This window comes from Streptomyces sp. NBC_01571 (assembly GCF_026339875.1).
Classification (GTDB): domain Bacteria; phylum Actinomycetota; class Actinomycetes; order Streptomycetales; family Streptomycetaceae; genus Streptomyces.
This window is the reverse complement of record NZ_JAPEPZ010000001.1, coordinates 6,300,177-6,314,132: the sequence shown is the minus strand read 5'-3', so window position 1 is coordinate 6,314,132 and position 13,956 is coordinate 6,300,177. Positions and strand designations below refer to the sequence as shown.

The window sequence follows — 13,956 nt, the reverse complement described above, 5'->3', positions numbered from 1 at the left end:
GACCGGGGGAACGTGTCCCGCCCGCGCCGGTGTGCACCGAGCCTGGGTACGGGGGGAACCCCGGCTCGGTGCGACGGCCGATGACCAGTCGGCTCACCCAGTACTGCGCCGACGCGGCCGAAAACGTCACACCGGCGCGGAAGAAAGTTCAAAGAAATACGAAACCGCGGTTCAGAGCGGGTGAGTGAAGGCATCTCGCCACCCGGTGGCCGGCGGCGGCGTCCGCCGCATGGCCGGGAACCGGCTACCGAGGGCCGGGAAGCGGCTCAGACGGCCGACCGCAGCAACGCCTCGTCCGCCCGCACGGCGTCCCGTACGGCCGAGGACAGCGCCGACTTGCGCGGCGGGACCGGCGCCAGAGCCGAGGGCAGGGCCGGGGTGAAGACCCCGCTCTGGTGGTGGCCGTCGCCGCCCGGGACCATGTGGCCGCCGTCGTCGCCACCTTTGCCGCCGCCGGAGCCGTGCCCGGACTCGTGGCCGGAGCCGGAGCCGCTCTGCCCGTCACCCTGACCGTCCTCACCGCCCCGGTTGTCCCGGCTCTCGCCGGAACCGGCTCCCGTCCAGCCCAGGACACGCCTGCAGAACGACTTCACCCGTCCGCCGCCGCCCGCCGCGTCCGTCAGGACGCGTCTGCGGCCGGCCTCCAGGTTCTTGCCGCCCAGGACATCCCGGCACGACGAGCGCGTCCTGCTCCACCACTCGTGGGAGCGGGCCGGCCGGCCCGGCCCGGACGGGTGGGGCTGCCCGCTCGCGGAGCCGCCGGCCGCCACGTCGTCGGAGGAGCCGGAACCGGCCGATCCGCTCGTCGTGGCACCGGGCAGCGGTATCTCGGAGCCGTCGGCCTGCGACACCCCCGGCGACGGCGAGACCAGCGGGCGCTGCGGTGTCTGGGCTGCGGAAACCGTGGCGGCCGGGTGCGACCTGTCGTCACGGAACGGAGTCGGCAGCACTCCGGTCCCGGCCGCGACGGCGACCCCGCCGATCATGCCGACGGCCACCGCGGCGGCCAGCCCGAAGCGCACGGGCCGGCCCCAGCGGGCCCGGTGACCGCCCGGACCGGGGCTCCCCAGACGGACCAGACCGGCGTCGGCGGAGTGCGCGGCGGCCCGCGGGTCCCGGCCCGCGACGACCTGGGCGGGGACTCCGTCACGGCCGGCGCGGGTGGCCCGGAACGCGGCCAACGCGGCGGCCTCGCCGGGGAGTTCGGCACCGTCCGACGCGGGTTCCGCGACCAGCGAGGCGAGCGCCTCGGCCAGCCGCTCCACGCGTTCCTTGGTTTCGGCGTCGACGGCCTCCAGCGGCTCACCGCGCAACAGACGCTCCGCGGCCTCGCGGTCCAGCCACCTGTAGTCCTCGTCGGCCATCACATGTCCTTCTGCGTCCGCGACCGCGTATGCGTCACACCGGCGGACGTCACCGCGCGTGTCCGCGACTCTCTTTGTGGGGGGACCGCGCCGAGCGCGACCGAGGATTCCGGATCGCCGCCGATCAGCTCCGCGAGCCGCTTCAGACCCCGGTGCGCCGCGGTGCGGACGGCTCCGGGCCGCTTGCCGAGGGTCTCGGCCGCGGACTTGGCGTCGAGCCCGACGACGACCCGCAGCACGACGGCCTCCGCCTGGTCCTGCGGAAGCTGGGCTATCAGCGAGAGGGTGCTGTCGGTGGTCAGCGCCTCGATGGCCTCTCCCGCGGTGTCCGACTCGGCGGCCCTGCCGGTCAGTTCGGTCTCGTCGCCGCCGATCGCGGGGCGGCGCCCGCGCATGCGTATGTGGTCGAGGGCGCGGTTGCGGGCGATCCGGGCGGCCCAGCCGCGGAAGCGGTCGGCGTCGCCGCTGAACCTCTCCAGGTCGCGTGCGATCTGCAGCCAGGCCTCGGAGGTGACGTCCTCCGCGTCCGGGTCACCCACCAGCGTCCGTACGTATCCGAGCAGCCGTGGGTGCACCGCGCGGTACACAGTCCGGAACGCGGTCTCGTCCCCGTCCTGCGCCGCAAGCACCGCGGTGGTCAGCTCCGCGTCGTCCCCCAGCACCCGCGCGCCCCTCTTTGCGCCTGAACCGGCGCCGCTCTCGCGGACCGGGCTCTCGCCGTTGTGGTTGCCTGTCCTCCGCGCCCCGGCGCGAATGGCACGTTACGGCCTGAAACAGCTCCCCGTCCACGTCCGTACAACTTGCAACTATGTCGTGACGGAGCGAGGTGTGACACAAAACGCAGTCGCGGCGCTGTAGAGAGTACGGGCCGCCGCGCGGCCCGTGCCGCGCGACGGCCGGGGCCTCTCCTGTGGGGGGTGGCGGCCCCGGCCGTTGCCATCGGCACCCCGGGCGGGCGTCTTCGTACGCCGCCGCCGCATCGCGTGGGACGCGCCCGGCTTCGCCGTGAACCGGGCCCCCGCTCCTACTCCGGCTTCTCCGGCTCCTGCTCCGGTTTCTCCGTCCCCGCCCCGGCGCCCGAGTTCCAGTCGGTCCAGTCGGTCCGGCCTGTCAGATCACTCAGATCGCTCAGATCGGTCCAGTCGTCCCGCCGCCGGGTCCGCGCCCCGTGCGCCCCCCGCTCCCGCGCGGCCCGGTACGCGGCGACGGCCCGCCCCTCCGCGTCGGGATCGACGGGAGCGGTCCGTACGGCGGCGAGCAGCGCGTCGAGGGAGACATCGAGGGAGCGGCCGAGGAAGGGCCCGGCGTCTCCGTGCCGTTCACCCATGTCCCCGCCCACCCCTCACCGAGCGCTCCCGGCGCTCATCCCGAATCCCCCAGCGTCCGGCGGCCTTCGGGCGTCACACCGCCCGTCGCGCCGTCGTCCGTGCCGCTCGCCGCGCCGTCGTCCGTGACGTTGTCGGTCCCGTCGGCGGCGATCTGCTGGGCCAGTCGCCTCAGACCGCGATGGGCCGCGGTGCGCACCGCGCCCGGGCGCTTGCCCAGGACGCGTGCGGCGGCCGGTCCGTCCAGGCCGACGACCACGCGCAGCAGAACGGCCTCGGCCTGGTCGCGGGGCAGCCGGGCGACCAGTTCCAGGGCGCGCTCGGTGCCGAGGGTCTCCAGCGCCTGGTCGTGCGTGCTGTGGTGGCCGGGCAGTTCCAGTGCCTCGTTCTCGAGTGGAGTGGCCCGGGGCCGCACTTTCTGGCGTCGCACGCGTGCTCCGAACAGCATCCCGGAGTCGGCCGCGGCGCCGCCCAGCGCGGACGCGGCGGCGAAGCCCAACAGGCCGGTCATGAAGGCGACTCTGCGCCCGGCGAGGTCGGCGATCCGGCCGCCGAGGAGCAGCAGGCCCCCGAAGGCCAGGGTGTAGGCGGTGATGACCCACTGCCGGTTCCCGTCCGACATGTGCAGGGCGGTCTGGGCGGACGGCAGGGCGATGTTCACGATGGTCATGTCGAGGATGACCATCAGCTGGGCGAGGGCGATGACAACCAGCGCCCACCAGCGGCGGTTCGCGGCCACGAGGCCTCCCGGGTCCGGCGGTTGCCCTCATGGTCCCTCCGGGGGCCGCCCTTTGGGAACGGTCGCGTACCTTAAGAGGTGGTAATTCCGCCGCCCTGCCCCGACGAGCCCGTCAGCGCCGCGCCCTGTCCCCGGTGGCCTCCCGGCACAGCAGGCGCAGCGAGCCGTCGCCCCCGTAGCAGCGGCGGGCCTCGTCGATCGGGTCCCACAGCCGCCCGTCGGGGGTCCGCAGCCAGTGCTCGCCGCCGGTCTCCCACCACTCCGCGCCGGTGTACCGGGCGACGACCTCGCCGGCGTACGCGCCGAAGCCGCGCAGCACGCTCTCCACGGCGGCGTACGGCGCCCGTTCACGGCGTATCTCGTCGATCAGCCGGTCGACGCGCCACAGACTCTGGGCCGAGTAGTCGAGGCGCAGTCGGGCGCCCTCGCGCATCGTGGCGACGGTGTCCGCCGCCCACCGCACGGGCTTCGTCGCGGCCTGGGGCCTGGTTGTTCGCTGTGCGTTCACACTCGGAAAAGCGCTCCTCGGACGGGTTTCGTCACGCGTCCCGGGCACATTCGCGACACCGGCCCAGGACCCCCATCCGCCCGCGCAGGACAGTCACAGGAACCCCGCAGGAATCAGGTTTACGGCCGAGCCGGGGACTCGGGAACTCCCGTCCGTCCTCCCGGACTCCTGTCCCACCGCCCGGGACCCCGGTCGCCGCACGTCGCCGCACGTCGGGTTATGTCGCGGCACGTCGGACCCCGACCGGGCCTCACCTCAGCCCCTCGCCGGCGCCGCCGGACCCGGGACTCCGCGTCACGCGCGTCCGCGGGCCCGCCGCGACACCACCGCGCGCAGCACGCGCCGCCCCTCCGTGGACACCTCCAGCGCGGGGCGCAGGCCGCCCGCGCCCCGGCCCGCCAGCAGCTCCAGGACCGCGACCTGGCGGCGCAGTTCGGCCGCGACGAGGGGAGAGATGCCGTCCGTGTCGCCCTCGCGGTGCGCCGAGACCGGGCACGTACCGGTGTCGTCGGCGGTGGCGTCGAGCAGCCGGTGGATCCGCAGGGCAGCCACCGAGCACGCGTCGGCCCAGTCCCGCAGGCCGGACGCGCAGGGGTCGTCGGGAGCGGCGGCGAGCATACGGCGGACGAGGACGGCGGCCTCGTCCTCGTCGGCGGCGGCCGGTTCGGGGTCGGCGGCGTCCAGCTCGGTCCGCGCCCGTTCGAGGCACTCGCTCCAGGCGCCGCCGTCCGCGAGGCTCGACCACAGCGGTCTCAGGACCTCGTCGTCGCCACCCAGTAGAGGCACACACCGATCCAAACAAGCCAGCCCGCTGGCCGCCAGACCACGCTCGTCGGCCTGAGCGATCAGGTCCACCAGACTCATCACGCCTCCCCTCGACAGGGTGCTCCCCCTAACGGAGCCCGCACTTTCCCTTACTGCGTGCTCAGCAGCGGGAGTGTCACAGGGGTACCACGCCGAGCCGGTCCAGGAGGCGAAACAGCAGATTTTCGGCCAACGGTGGGGTCTCCGCGGTCAGTACGGCGAGCAGCCGCCTGATCCCGCCGGCGGGTGTCAGACCGCGGCCGCGGCCGGTCCGCGCAGGGCCTTCTCGTTCTGCATCCGGGTCAGCCGCAGGACGACGAGGATCGCCAGCAGCGCGGCGGCGACGTCGGTGGCGTCCGCGAACATCGTCTGGCCGGCCGCGTGCTGGATCTCCAGCGGGGTCCCGGCGTGGCGGTGCTCCGTCGTGGAGGCCCGGTCGGCGGCCAGCGCGATCAGCCACAGCGCCCACCAGACGTTGACCAGACCGTGCGAGACCCGGGTGCCCTGCGGGGTGCTCGCGTCCCAGATGTCCAGCATGATCCGGCGCGGGCGCCACAGGTTGAGCACCGGCACGAACCAGCCCCAGAACGTCCAGGCGCGGCTCTTGGCGTGTCCGAAGGGATCGAACACCTCGGCGTTGATCCGCGCCCGGTGGAACCAGACGAGGAAGACGACGACGGTCGCGACCAGGGCGCCCGTCTGCGCGTACCCGGCCGCGGAGTACAGCGAGTCCGCGTGGTCCGCCCTCCGCCGGATGCCCTCCCCGGTCCGGCCGTCCACCAGCGCGGACGCCACGTCGTACATCGTGCGGTCCGCCCAGATCGCGAAGAGGTCGGTCGCGACGACCAGACCGAGCAGCGCGGCGGTGGCCCGTCCGAGGCCGACCGGTGACCTCAGCCAGGCCGGACCGTGCGGCGACACCGGGGTGCCCGTCGGCAGGGGCGCGGGTACGGACATGGGCGCACCGGACATAGGCGCATCAGGCATGGGTGTACTGGACATGGGCCCCCCGGGTCTCCGGCCCGCACGCGAGGCGGTACCGGCACAAGAAGCCGGGTGTGCCCCTTCCCCAGGGGCACACCCGGCACACGAACCATCGGAAGATATGTTCATCCCGCCTTGGCGTCCAACCGATTGCGCCCGACCCCGAAGCGGCCGGCTCCGGCTCGCGCCGCGGGGCCGGTTCAGCCCAGTCGGTCCGCGAGGCCCTTGAAGCCGCTCCAGGACAGGGCCGGCCGCCCCGGATCCCACAGCTTCTGGATGGTCGCGCGCAACGGCATCCTGATGCCCGCCGCCACCTGGTCCTGGGTCTGCGAGCCCGCGAGATCGCACCAGACGGCGAAGCTCCCGCCGAGGATCTGACCGTCGTACCTCGACGGGACCGGTGTGGTGCCGCGCAGCACGAGCGGGGTCCACTGCTCGTAGATGCGCTGTCCGGTCGGATAGACGAAGGTCTGCGGTTCGCCGAGGACGTAGTAGAGGAACTCGTCGTTGTAGTTGATGAGTTTGCGGCCGGCGCTCAGGTACTCGGCCGGCGGCCGCGCGCCGATCTCCTTGCCGGTCCAGTACGCGACCTCGATGTCCTTGGCGGCCTGGACGCTGCCCCCGCGGAAGAACCCGTCGTTCCAGGCCCGCGAGGTCCGGTCGTGTCCGCGCACCACCGCGGCGCGGTCGTTGAGCCAGCCGGTCGTCAGGTCGGCGACGCTCCCGCCGGCCCCGAAGAGCTTCCTGGCCGCGGCGGCCAGCTGCGGGTAGGAGGCCGCCGGGTTCGCCACGGTCAGCGCCTGGTACTCGTCGCCGCCGAGGTGCCAGTACGGGCCGGGGAAGAGACCCGCGTACTCGTTGAGCAGGTCGTCGACGATGCCCGCCGAGGCGGGCTTGGAGATGTCGACGGCTCCGCGGGTGGGGACCCCCGAGGCGTTCCGGAGCTGGAGGTCGGGGTGGGCGGCGATCACCGCGCCGAGGTGGCCCGGCGAGTCGATCTCGGGAACGACCTGGATGTGCCGGCTCGCCGCGAGGTCGATGATGTCCTTGACCTCGGTCTTGGACAGGTGCTGCCGGGACACGATCTCCGGGTGGGTGTCCGACTGGATACGGAATCCCTGGTCGTCGGAGAAGTGCAGGCCCAGCTCGTTGAACTTCAGGTCGCCCAGTTCGCGGACCCGGTCCTCGATCCAGGCCGCCGTGAAGTGCTTGCGGGCGATGTCCAGCATGAATCCGCGGCGTGGCTTCGCGGGCCGGTCGCGTACGACGCCCTCCGGCGCGGTACCACCGCCGTGCACCTCCTGCTTCAGGGTGCGCGTGCCGTAGAAGACGCCCGCCCGCCCCGGCGCGGAGATGGTGACCCGGCGGTTCTTCACCGTCAGGGTGTACGACTCCGGATCGGCGGCGGTGCCGTTCAGGGCGAGTTCGACGTCACCGTCACGGGCCTGCGTCCGCCCGGCATAGGACAGTTTCAGTTCCCCCGCGATCAGCTTCCCCTCGTCGGCGAGGCCGGCGTCGTCGACGACCACCCGGCCGCCCGCGGCGGGACGCCAGCCGGGGCCCCGGGCGGGTGTGTGCTCCCGCACGGCGGGGATCGTGCGGGGTGCCCGCGAGAGGGGGTAGGTCCGGGTGGGCGAGGCGGACGCGGCGGAGCGGCCCGCGGCGGCGGACCTGCTCGCCGAGGACACGCTCGCCCCGGTCGGCTCGCCGTCACCGGAGGGCCACAGCACCACGGCCGCCACCACGGCACCCGCCGCCGCCACCGCCCCGGCGGCGATCAGCGCCGGCCGTCTCCCGCTCCGCACCGGCGCCCGTCGCCGCCTGCCCGTGCTCACCGCACCACGCCCTTCACGATCACGATCACGCCCCGGCCGTCGGGACCCGCATCTTCACGTACGCATCGCGCACCCCGTACACCTCACGTCGTACACCCCCCTCATGAACCACGGTCGCCTTCTCCTTCACAACCGTCCACCGCCGGTTCCGAAACTCTCCCGTCCGGGTGAAATTCAGGCATCGGACGGACAGCTCCCGTCAATCGTCGATACCGTGGCGGCACACTTCTCACTTCATCCCCTGCCGCACCACACGTGACGTCCACAGGACGCCACGGCACGCACCCGCCGCCATCCCATCGCCGAGGACCCACGCTGCCCGCGCACCGTCTCCCACGCCTCCCCGGCCAGGTCGCCCTACCCGAGCAGAAGAGCGGGTCACCGTCCCCGGCGCGCCTGCAGCACTTCAACGACGCACCCGCCGACGACGTCGAGCGGGCCCTGCTCACGTGCTGCCGCAATCCGCGCTGGGCCCACCGGCTGGCCGCCCACCGGCCGTACCCGGATCTGGACGCCCTGCTGGCCGCGGCCGACGAGGCGGCGTACGACCTCACGCCCGGCGATCTCGCCGAAGCGCTGGCCGGCGAGTCGCTCACGCCACTCCCGGACGGCGGCTACTCCGCCGCCCACACCGCGCTGAGCGCCGCGCACGCCGCGTACGAGAGCCGCTTCGGGCATGTGTTCGTCATCTGCCTGGACGGCATAGCCCCCGAGGAAGCCCTCGACCAGGTGCTCGGCGCCATCCGGTCACGATTGACGAACGATCGGGAGGAGGAGCGCGTGACGACGGCGGACGAACTGCGCCGCCTCGCCCGGGGCCGCCTCGCCCGCCTGGTGCAGCACTTCAGCGCGCCACCCGTGCTGGAGCGCCCCCTCTAGGACCGGCACCTGCCGGACCGCCACCTCCGGGAACACCGGGACACAGGGTCGCGCTCCGGGCCGCGGGACCCCGCCCCGGACGGACCGCCGGGGCGAAGCGACCGCGCCACGCCGGGCACCCGTGCACGCGCCGGGACGGTCCCGGCCCCCCGTTTCCCGCACGACGCACCGTCCGCCGCCCCTCGCCGACCCGCGGTCCGTCTCCGCAGTAGCCCGTCCGTGCCTGATTGTCTGCCAGTTTGATCACATAGATAGGGCCGCTGTAAACGTTCCGACAAGTCGTCGCTACGATGGCCGGGGCCGGTGGACCGTACCCGGCCGGGCCGACCGACACAGAAGCCGGCAGGCCCCAATCCCCGCTCCCGGAGGGTTCTTCCGTGCCGGCTGGAACGCTGTACCGCGGCCGGGAAGGAATGTGGTCCTGGGTGGCTCATCGAGTCACCGGCGTCCTCATCTTCTTCTTCCTGTTCGTACACGTGCTGGACACCGCTCTCGTCCGTGTCTCCCCCGAGGACTACGACAGGGTCGTGTCCACGTACAAGACGCCGATCGTCGCGCTGTTGGAGTACGGCCTCGTCGCCGCCATCCTCTTCCACGCGCTCAACGGCCTGCGTGTCATCGCCGTCGACTTCTGGTCGAAGGGCCCGCGCTACCAGAAGCAGATGCTCTGGTCCGTCGTCGGTATCTGGGTCGTGCTGATGGTCGGGGCGCTGTACCCCGTCCTCGGGCACGCATTCCGCGAAGTCTTCGGGAGCTGACGCAGATGTCCACCACAGAGACCGCCGCTTCCGGCATCGGCCCCGTCGAGGGCGCGGGCACGTTCTCGGCGTACGGCGTCGACAACCCGGCGCCGCTCATCGAGGCCCCCCGCAAGCGCACCAAGAAGACCCCGAAGTCGACGCGCGGCAATTTCGAGATGTACGGCTGGCTCTTCATGCGCCTGTCCGGCATCGTCCTCGTCGTCCTGGTCCTCGGCCACCTGCTCATCCAGCTCGTCCTCGACGGCGGTGTCTCCAAGATCGGCTTCGCGTTCGTCGCGGGCCGCTGGGCGTCCCCGTGGTGGCAGGCCTGGGACCTCGCGATGCTGTGGCTCGCCATGCTGCACGGCGCCAACGGCCTGCGCACGGTCATCAACGACTACGCCGAGCGCGCGAACACCCGCCTGTGGCTCAAGGGCCTGCTCTACACCGCGACGGTGTTCACCATCCTGCTGGGCACGCTGGTGATCTTCACCTTCGACCCGAACATCCGCTAGGCACGGGGCTGAGGTAACCGACTCATGCAGATCCACAAGTACGACACCGTCATCGTCGGCGCCGGCGGCGCCGGCATGCGCGCCGCCATCGAGGCGACGAAGCGCAGCCGCACCGCCGTGCTGACGAAGCTCTACCCCACCCGCTCCCACACGGGCGCGGCGCAGGGCGGCATGGCCGCCGCGCTGGCCAACGTGGAGGAGGACAACTGGGAGTGGCACACCTTCGACACCGTCAAGGGCGGTGACTACCTGGTCGACCAGGACGCCGCCGAGATCCTGGCGAAGGAGGCCATCGACTCGGTCCTCGACCTGGAGAAGATGGGCCTGCCGTTCAACCGGACGCCCGAGGGGCGGATCGACCAGCGCCGTTTCGGCGGTCACTCCCGCAACCACGGTGAGGCCCCGGTCCGCCGGTCCTGCTACGCCGCGGACCGCACCGGCCACATGATCCTCCAGACGCTGTACCAGAACTGCGTCAAGGAGGGCGTGGAGTTCTTCAACGAGTTCTACGTGCTCGACCAGCTCATCACCGAGGTCGACGGCGTCAAGAGGTCCGCGGGTGTCGTCGCGTACGAACTCGCGACCGGTGAGATCCACGTCTTCCAGGCGAAGTCCGTGATCTACGCGTCCGGCGGCACCGGCAAGTTCTTCAAGGTGACGTCCAACGCGCACACCCTGACGGGTGACGGGCAGGCGGCGGTCTACCGTCGCGGACTGCCGCTGGAGGACATGGAGTTCTTCCAGTTCCACCCGACCGGCATCTGGCGCATGGGCATCCTGCTGACGGAGGGCGCCCGCGGTGAGGGCGGCATCCTCCGCAACAAGGACGGCGAGCGCTTCATGGAGAAGTACGCGCCGGTCATGAAGGACCTCGCGTCCCGTGACGTCGTGTCCCGCTCCATCTACACGGAGATCCGTGAGGGCCGCGGCTGCGGTCCCGAGGGCGACCACGTCTACCTCGACCTCACCCACCTCCCGCCGGAGCAGCTCGACGCGAAGCTCCCCGACATCACCGAGTTCGCGCGTACCTACCTCGGTATCGAGCCCTACACGGACCCGATCCCGATCCAGCCCACCGCGCACTACGCGATGGGCGGCATCCCGACGAACGTCGAGGGTGAGGTGCTGAGCGACAACACCACGGTCGTCCCGGGCCTGTACGCGGCCGGCGAGGTCGCCTGCGTGTCCGTGCACGGCGCCAACCGGCTCGGCACGAACTCGCTCCTGGACATCAACGTGTTCGGGCGCCGCGCGGGCATCGCCGCGGCCGAGTACTCGGCGAAGGCCGACTACGTCGAGCTGCCCGACAACCCGGCCTCGCAGGTCGTCGCGCAGGTCGAGCGCCTGCGCGACTCCACGGGCACGGAGCGGGTCGCGACGCTCCGCCTCGAGCTGCAGGAGTGCATGGACGCCAACGTGATGGTGTTCCGCACCGAGCAGACGATCAAGACGGCGGTCGAGAAGATCGCGGAGCTGCGCGAGCGCTACAAGAACGTCGCGATCCAGGACAAGGGCAAGCGGTTCAACACGGACCTCCTCGAGGCCATCGAGCTGGGCAACCTGCTCGACCTGGCCGAGGTCATGGCCGTCTCCGCGCTCGCCCGCAAGGAGTCCCGCGGCGGTCACTACCGCGAGGACTACCCGAACCGCGACGACGTCAACTTCATGCGCCACACCATGGCGTACCGCGAGGTCGGCGACGACGGCACCGAGTCCATCCGTCTCGACTACAAGCCGGTCGTCCAGACCCGCTACCAGCCGATGGAGCGTAAGTACTGATGGCTACCCCGACTCTCGACAAGGCGGACAGCGCCGGCCAGCCCGAGGCGGGCTTCGCCGACTCGCCGTACATCACCGCCACGTTCCGCATCCGCCGCTTCAACCCCGAGGTCTCGGCGGACGCGGTCTGGGAAGACTTCCAGCTGGAGATCGACCCGAAGGAGCGTGTCCTCGACGCGCTGCACAAGATCAAGTGGGATCAGGACGGCACGCTCACCTTCCGCCGCTCCTGCGCGCACGGCATCTGCGGTTCGGACGCCATGCGGATCAACGGCAAGAACCGCCTTGCCTGCAAGACGCTGATCAAGGACATCAACCCGGCGAAGCCGATCACGGTCGAGGCCATCAAGGGCCTGACGGTCCTGAAGGACCTCGTGGTCGACATGGACCCGTTCTTCCAGGCGTACCGCGACGTGATGCCCTTCCTCATCACGAAGGACACCAACGAGCCGACGCGTGAGCGTCTGCAGAGCGCCGAGGACCGCGAGCGTTTCGACGACACCACCAAGTGCATCCTCTGCGCGGCGTGCACGTCGTCCTGCCCGGTGTTCTGGAACGACGGCCAGTACTTCGGCCCGGCCGCGATCGTGAACGCGCACCGCTTCATCTTCGACAGCCGTGACGAAGCGGGCGAGCAGCGCCTGGAGATCCTCAACGACAAGGACGGCGTGTGGCGTTGCCGCACCACGTTCAACTGCACGGACGCCTGCCCGCGCGGTATCGAGGTCACGAAGGCGATCCAGGAGGTCAAGCGCGCGCTGATCACGCGTCGCTTCTGATCCGCTTCCGGTCCTTCCGGGCGGCCTCCTCGCCCGTACGGCGCCTCGGGCCCCGTTCCCCTTGTGGGAGCGGGGCCTTCGCCGTTGACGGACGGTGCCGGTAGGCCTGCGGGGCCACGCCCGCCCGGACGGCCGTCAGCGGCTCCTCGGCCCAATGAGTGACCCCCACGGTCAGCCCCCGCGGGCGAAGGCGGACGAACACCTAATCTGACGGCATGTCAGATGACGTGTCACATGAGCTGCTCGGCCTCGACAACGTACTGCTGCCGGTGGGTGACCTCGGCGCGGCGGTGAGCTTCTACGAACGGGCCGGGTTCCCGGTGGCGTTCCGGCTCGACGAGGCCGGGATCGCCCTGCTGAAGGTGGGCAAGGAGACTCCGGGGCTGCTGCTGCGCCTGGAGGACGGACTCGGTCCACGGCCGCCGGTATGGGCCCCGGCACGGGTGTGGCTGGAGGTCCGGGACGCGCGGGCCACGGCCGACGCGCTGACCGCGGCCGGCATCCGGCCACTCGCTCCCGTGTTCCCGGTCGCCACCGGCCGGACCGTCGAGATCGCCGACCCCTGGGGCAACGTCATCGGCTTCACGGACTACACCAAGCGCCCCGAACTCGCACGGCGCCCTTAGGGCCTGGCGCGCCCGACGCCCTCAGGGCCCGGTGTGCCCGACGCCGCGCGTGACGCCGGGCACACCCCCATCCCTGACTTGAACATGTTCAAAAGCAGGTCTACATTCCTACTCGACAGCGTTTTGAACGCGTTCAAGAAGGGGTGGGGACATGGACCTCACGGTCGTCGCGTACGTCATCTATCTACTGGTCAGCATCGCGCTGACGGTCTGGGTGGCGCGCACGCTGAGCCACAACGGGCGGATCTTCCTCTCCGACGTGCTGCACGGGAACGAGAAGCTCGCCGAAGCCGTCAACCACCTGCTGGTGGTGGGCTTCTACCTGGTCAACCTTGGCTTCGTCGCGCTCTATCTGAACGGGGACGACGACATCGAGAACGCCCGCGGGGTCTTCGAGGCCCTGTCGACCAAGCTCGGCGTCGTCCTGCTGGTGCTCGGGGTCATGCACCTCGGCAACGTGTACGTGCTCAACCGGATCCGGCGGCGGGGCGTGATGGAGCGGGAGCAGCTGCCGCCCGTCGGGCCGACGGACTGGGTCGCGCCCTCGGCCGGGGTGTGACCCCGGTGGCCGCCTCCTCGGGCACCCGGGACCGGGACGCCGCGCGCGTCCCGGTCCGCGGGCTCACCGTTCTCTACGACGCGCGGTGCTCGCTGTGCGCCTTCCTGCACGACTGGCTGGCGAGGCAGCCCCGGCTGGTTCCGCTGCGGCTGGTGCCGGCCGCCTCCGACGAGGCCCGGGGGCTCTTCCCCGCACTCGACCACCGGGCCACCCTCGACGAGATCACCGTCGTGGGCGACGCCGGTCAGGTCTACCAGGGGGCCGCCGCCTGGGTCGTCTGCCTGTGGGCGCTGCGCGAGTACCGGGCGCTCGCCCACCGGCTGAGCACCCCGGCGGGTGCCCTGCTCGCGAGGGGCGCGATGCTCGCGGCAGCGAAGTGGCGCGAAGGGCACCGCCGGGCCGAGGGCTGGGGCGGGGACGTCTACCGGCGGAGCGAAGGATGGGTGTACGAGCCGACCATCGGATGGCTGTACAACCCTCCCGGCTGTGCCGGCGGCACCTGTTCGACTCGTTAGGCTCA

The 13,956-nt window shown here is 71.7% G+C and carries 16 protein-coding genes; 8 read left to right on the top strand and 8 right to left on the bottom strand.

Going from position 1 to position 13,956, the window contains the following annotated elements; translation table 11 throughout:
• Nucleotides 1-266: 266 nt before the first annotated feature.
• The 8 genes from OHB41_RS28580 to OHB41_RS28545 form a co-directional block, all read right to left on the bottom strand.
• Complete coding sequence (locus OHB41_RS28580; protein ID WP_266700976.1) at nucleotides 267-1,364, bottom strand: hypothetical protein; 1,098 nt, start codon at nucleotides 1,362-1,364, stop codon at nucleotides 267-269.
• Nucleotides 1,364-2,026 (bottom strand): RNA polymerase sigma factor, encoded by a 663-nt coding sequence (locus OHB41_RS28575; RefSeq protein ID WP_266700975.1) that lies wholly within the window; start codon nucleotides 2,024-2,026, stop codon nucleotides 1,364-1,366. Before OHB41_RS28575 ends, OHB41_RS28580 begins: the two co-directional genes overlap by 1 nt.
• A gap of 362 nt (nucleotides 2,027-2,388) precedes the next feature.
• Nucleotides 2,389-2,691, bottom strand: coding sequence for a hypothetical protein (locus OHB41_RS28570; RefSeq protein WP_266700974.1), 303 nt, complete (start codon nucleotides 2,689-2,691; stop codon nucleotides 2,389-2,391).
• 35 nt (nucleotides 2,692-2,726) lie between these two features.
• A complete protein-coding gene (locus OHB41_RS28565; protein ID WP_266700973.1) occupies nucleotides 2,727-3,428 on the bottom strand; it encodes an MFS transporter in 702 nt (233 codons plus the stop codon).
• 112 nt (nucleotides 3,429-3,540) lie between these two features.
• Complete coding sequence (locus tag OHB41_RS28560) at nucleotides 3,541-3,936, bottom strand: hypothetical protein (RefSeq protein ID WP_266700972.1); 396 nt, start codon at nucleotides 3,934-3,936, stop codon at nucleotides 3,541-3,543.
• A 294-nt stretch (nucleotides 3,937-4,230) separates the two neighbouring features.
• Nucleotides 4,231-4,800, bottom strand: a complete 570-nt coding sequence (locus OHB41_RS28555; RefSeq protein WP_266700971.1) for a hypothetical protein — start codon at nucleotides 4,798-4,800, stop codon at nucleotides 4,231-4,233.
• Nucleotides 4,801-4,989: 189 nt separating this feature from the next.
• Nucleotides 4,990-5,727: a DUF4328 domain-containing protein gene (locus OHB41_RS28550; RefSeq protein ID WP_266700970.1), complete on the bottom strand. Its 738-nt coding sequence runs from the start codon at nucleotides 5,725-5,727 to the stop codon at nucleotides 4,990-4,992.
• 197 nt (nucleotides 5,728-5,924) lie between these two features.
• Complete coding sequence (locus tag OHB41_RS28545; protein ID WP_266700969.1) at nucleotides 5,925-7,559, bottom strand: beta-N-acetylhexosaminidase; 1,635 nt, start codon at nucleotides 7,557-7,559, stop codon at nucleotides 5,925-5,927.
• Between the two features lie 255 nt (nucleotides 7,560-7,814).
• Between OHB41_RS28545 and OHB41_RS28540 the strand changes: the two genes are divergently transcribed.
• The 8 genes from OHB41_RS28540 (at nucleotide 7,815) to OHB41_RS28505 (ending at nucleotide 13,951) form a co-directional block, all read left to right on the top strand.
• Complete coding sequence (locus OHB41_RS28540; RefSeq protein ID WP_266700968.1) at nucleotides 7,815-8,438, top strand: 2-oxo-4-hydroxy-4-carboxy-5-ureidoimidazoline decarboxylase; 624 nt, start codon at nucleotides 7,815-7,817, stop codon at nucleotides 8,436-8,438.
• Between the two features lie 377 nt (nucleotides 8,439-8,815).
• A complete protein-coding gene (gene sdhC / locus OHB41_RS28535) occupies nucleotides 8,816-9,196 on the top strand; it encodes a succinate dehydrogenase, cytochrome b556 subunit (protein ID WP_266700967.1) in 381 nt (126 codons plus the stop codon).
• A gap of 5 nt (nucleotides 9,197-9,201) precedes the next feature.
• Nucleotides 9,202-9,693 carry a succinate dehydrogenase hydrophobic membrane anchor subunit gene (locus tag OHB41_RS28530; RefSeq protein ID WP_266700966.1) on the top strand — a complete coding sequence of 164 codons (492 nt, stop codon included), beginning with the start codon at nucleotides 9,202-9,204 and terminating at the stop codon, nucleotides 9,691-9,693.
• A gap of 24 nt (nucleotides 9,694-9,717) precedes the next feature.
• Nucleotides 9,718-11,472, top strand: a complete 1,755-nt coding sequence (gene sdhA, locus OHB41_RS28525; protein WP_266700965.1) for a succinate dehydrogenase flavoprotein subunit — start codon at nucleotides 9,718-9,720, stop codon at nucleotides 11,470-11,472.
• A complete protein-coding gene (locus OHB41_RS28520) occupies nucleotides 11,472-12,251 on the top strand; it encodes a succinate dehydrogenase iron-sulfur subunit (protein ID WP_168529848.1) in 780 nt (259 codons plus the stop codon). Before sdhA ends, OHB41_RS28520 begins: the two co-directional genes overlap by 1 nt.
• A 215-nt stretch (nucleotides 12,252-12,466) precedes the next feature.
• Nucleotides 12,467-12,877: a VOC family protein gene (locus OHB41_RS28515; RefSeq protein ID WP_266700964.1), complete on the top strand. Its 411-nt coding sequence runs from the start codon at nucleotides 12,467-12,469 to the stop codon at nucleotides 12,875-12,877.
• 151 nt (nucleotides 12,878-13,028) lie between these two features.
• Nucleotides 13,029-13,436, top strand: coding sequence for a hypothetical protein (locus tag OHB41_RS28510; protein WP_266700963.1), 408 nt, complete (start codon nucleotides 13,029-13,031; stop codon nucleotides 13,434-13,436).
• Between the two features lie 5 nt (nucleotides 13,437-13,441).
• Nucleotides 13,442-13,951: a thiol-disulfide oxidoreductase DCC family protein gene (locus OHB41_RS28505; RefSeq protein WP_266700962.1), complete on the top strand. Its 510-nt coding sequence runs from the start codon at nucleotides 13,442-13,444 to the stop codon at nucleotides 13,949-13,951.
• Nucleotides 13,952-13,956: the final 5 nt, after the last annotated feature.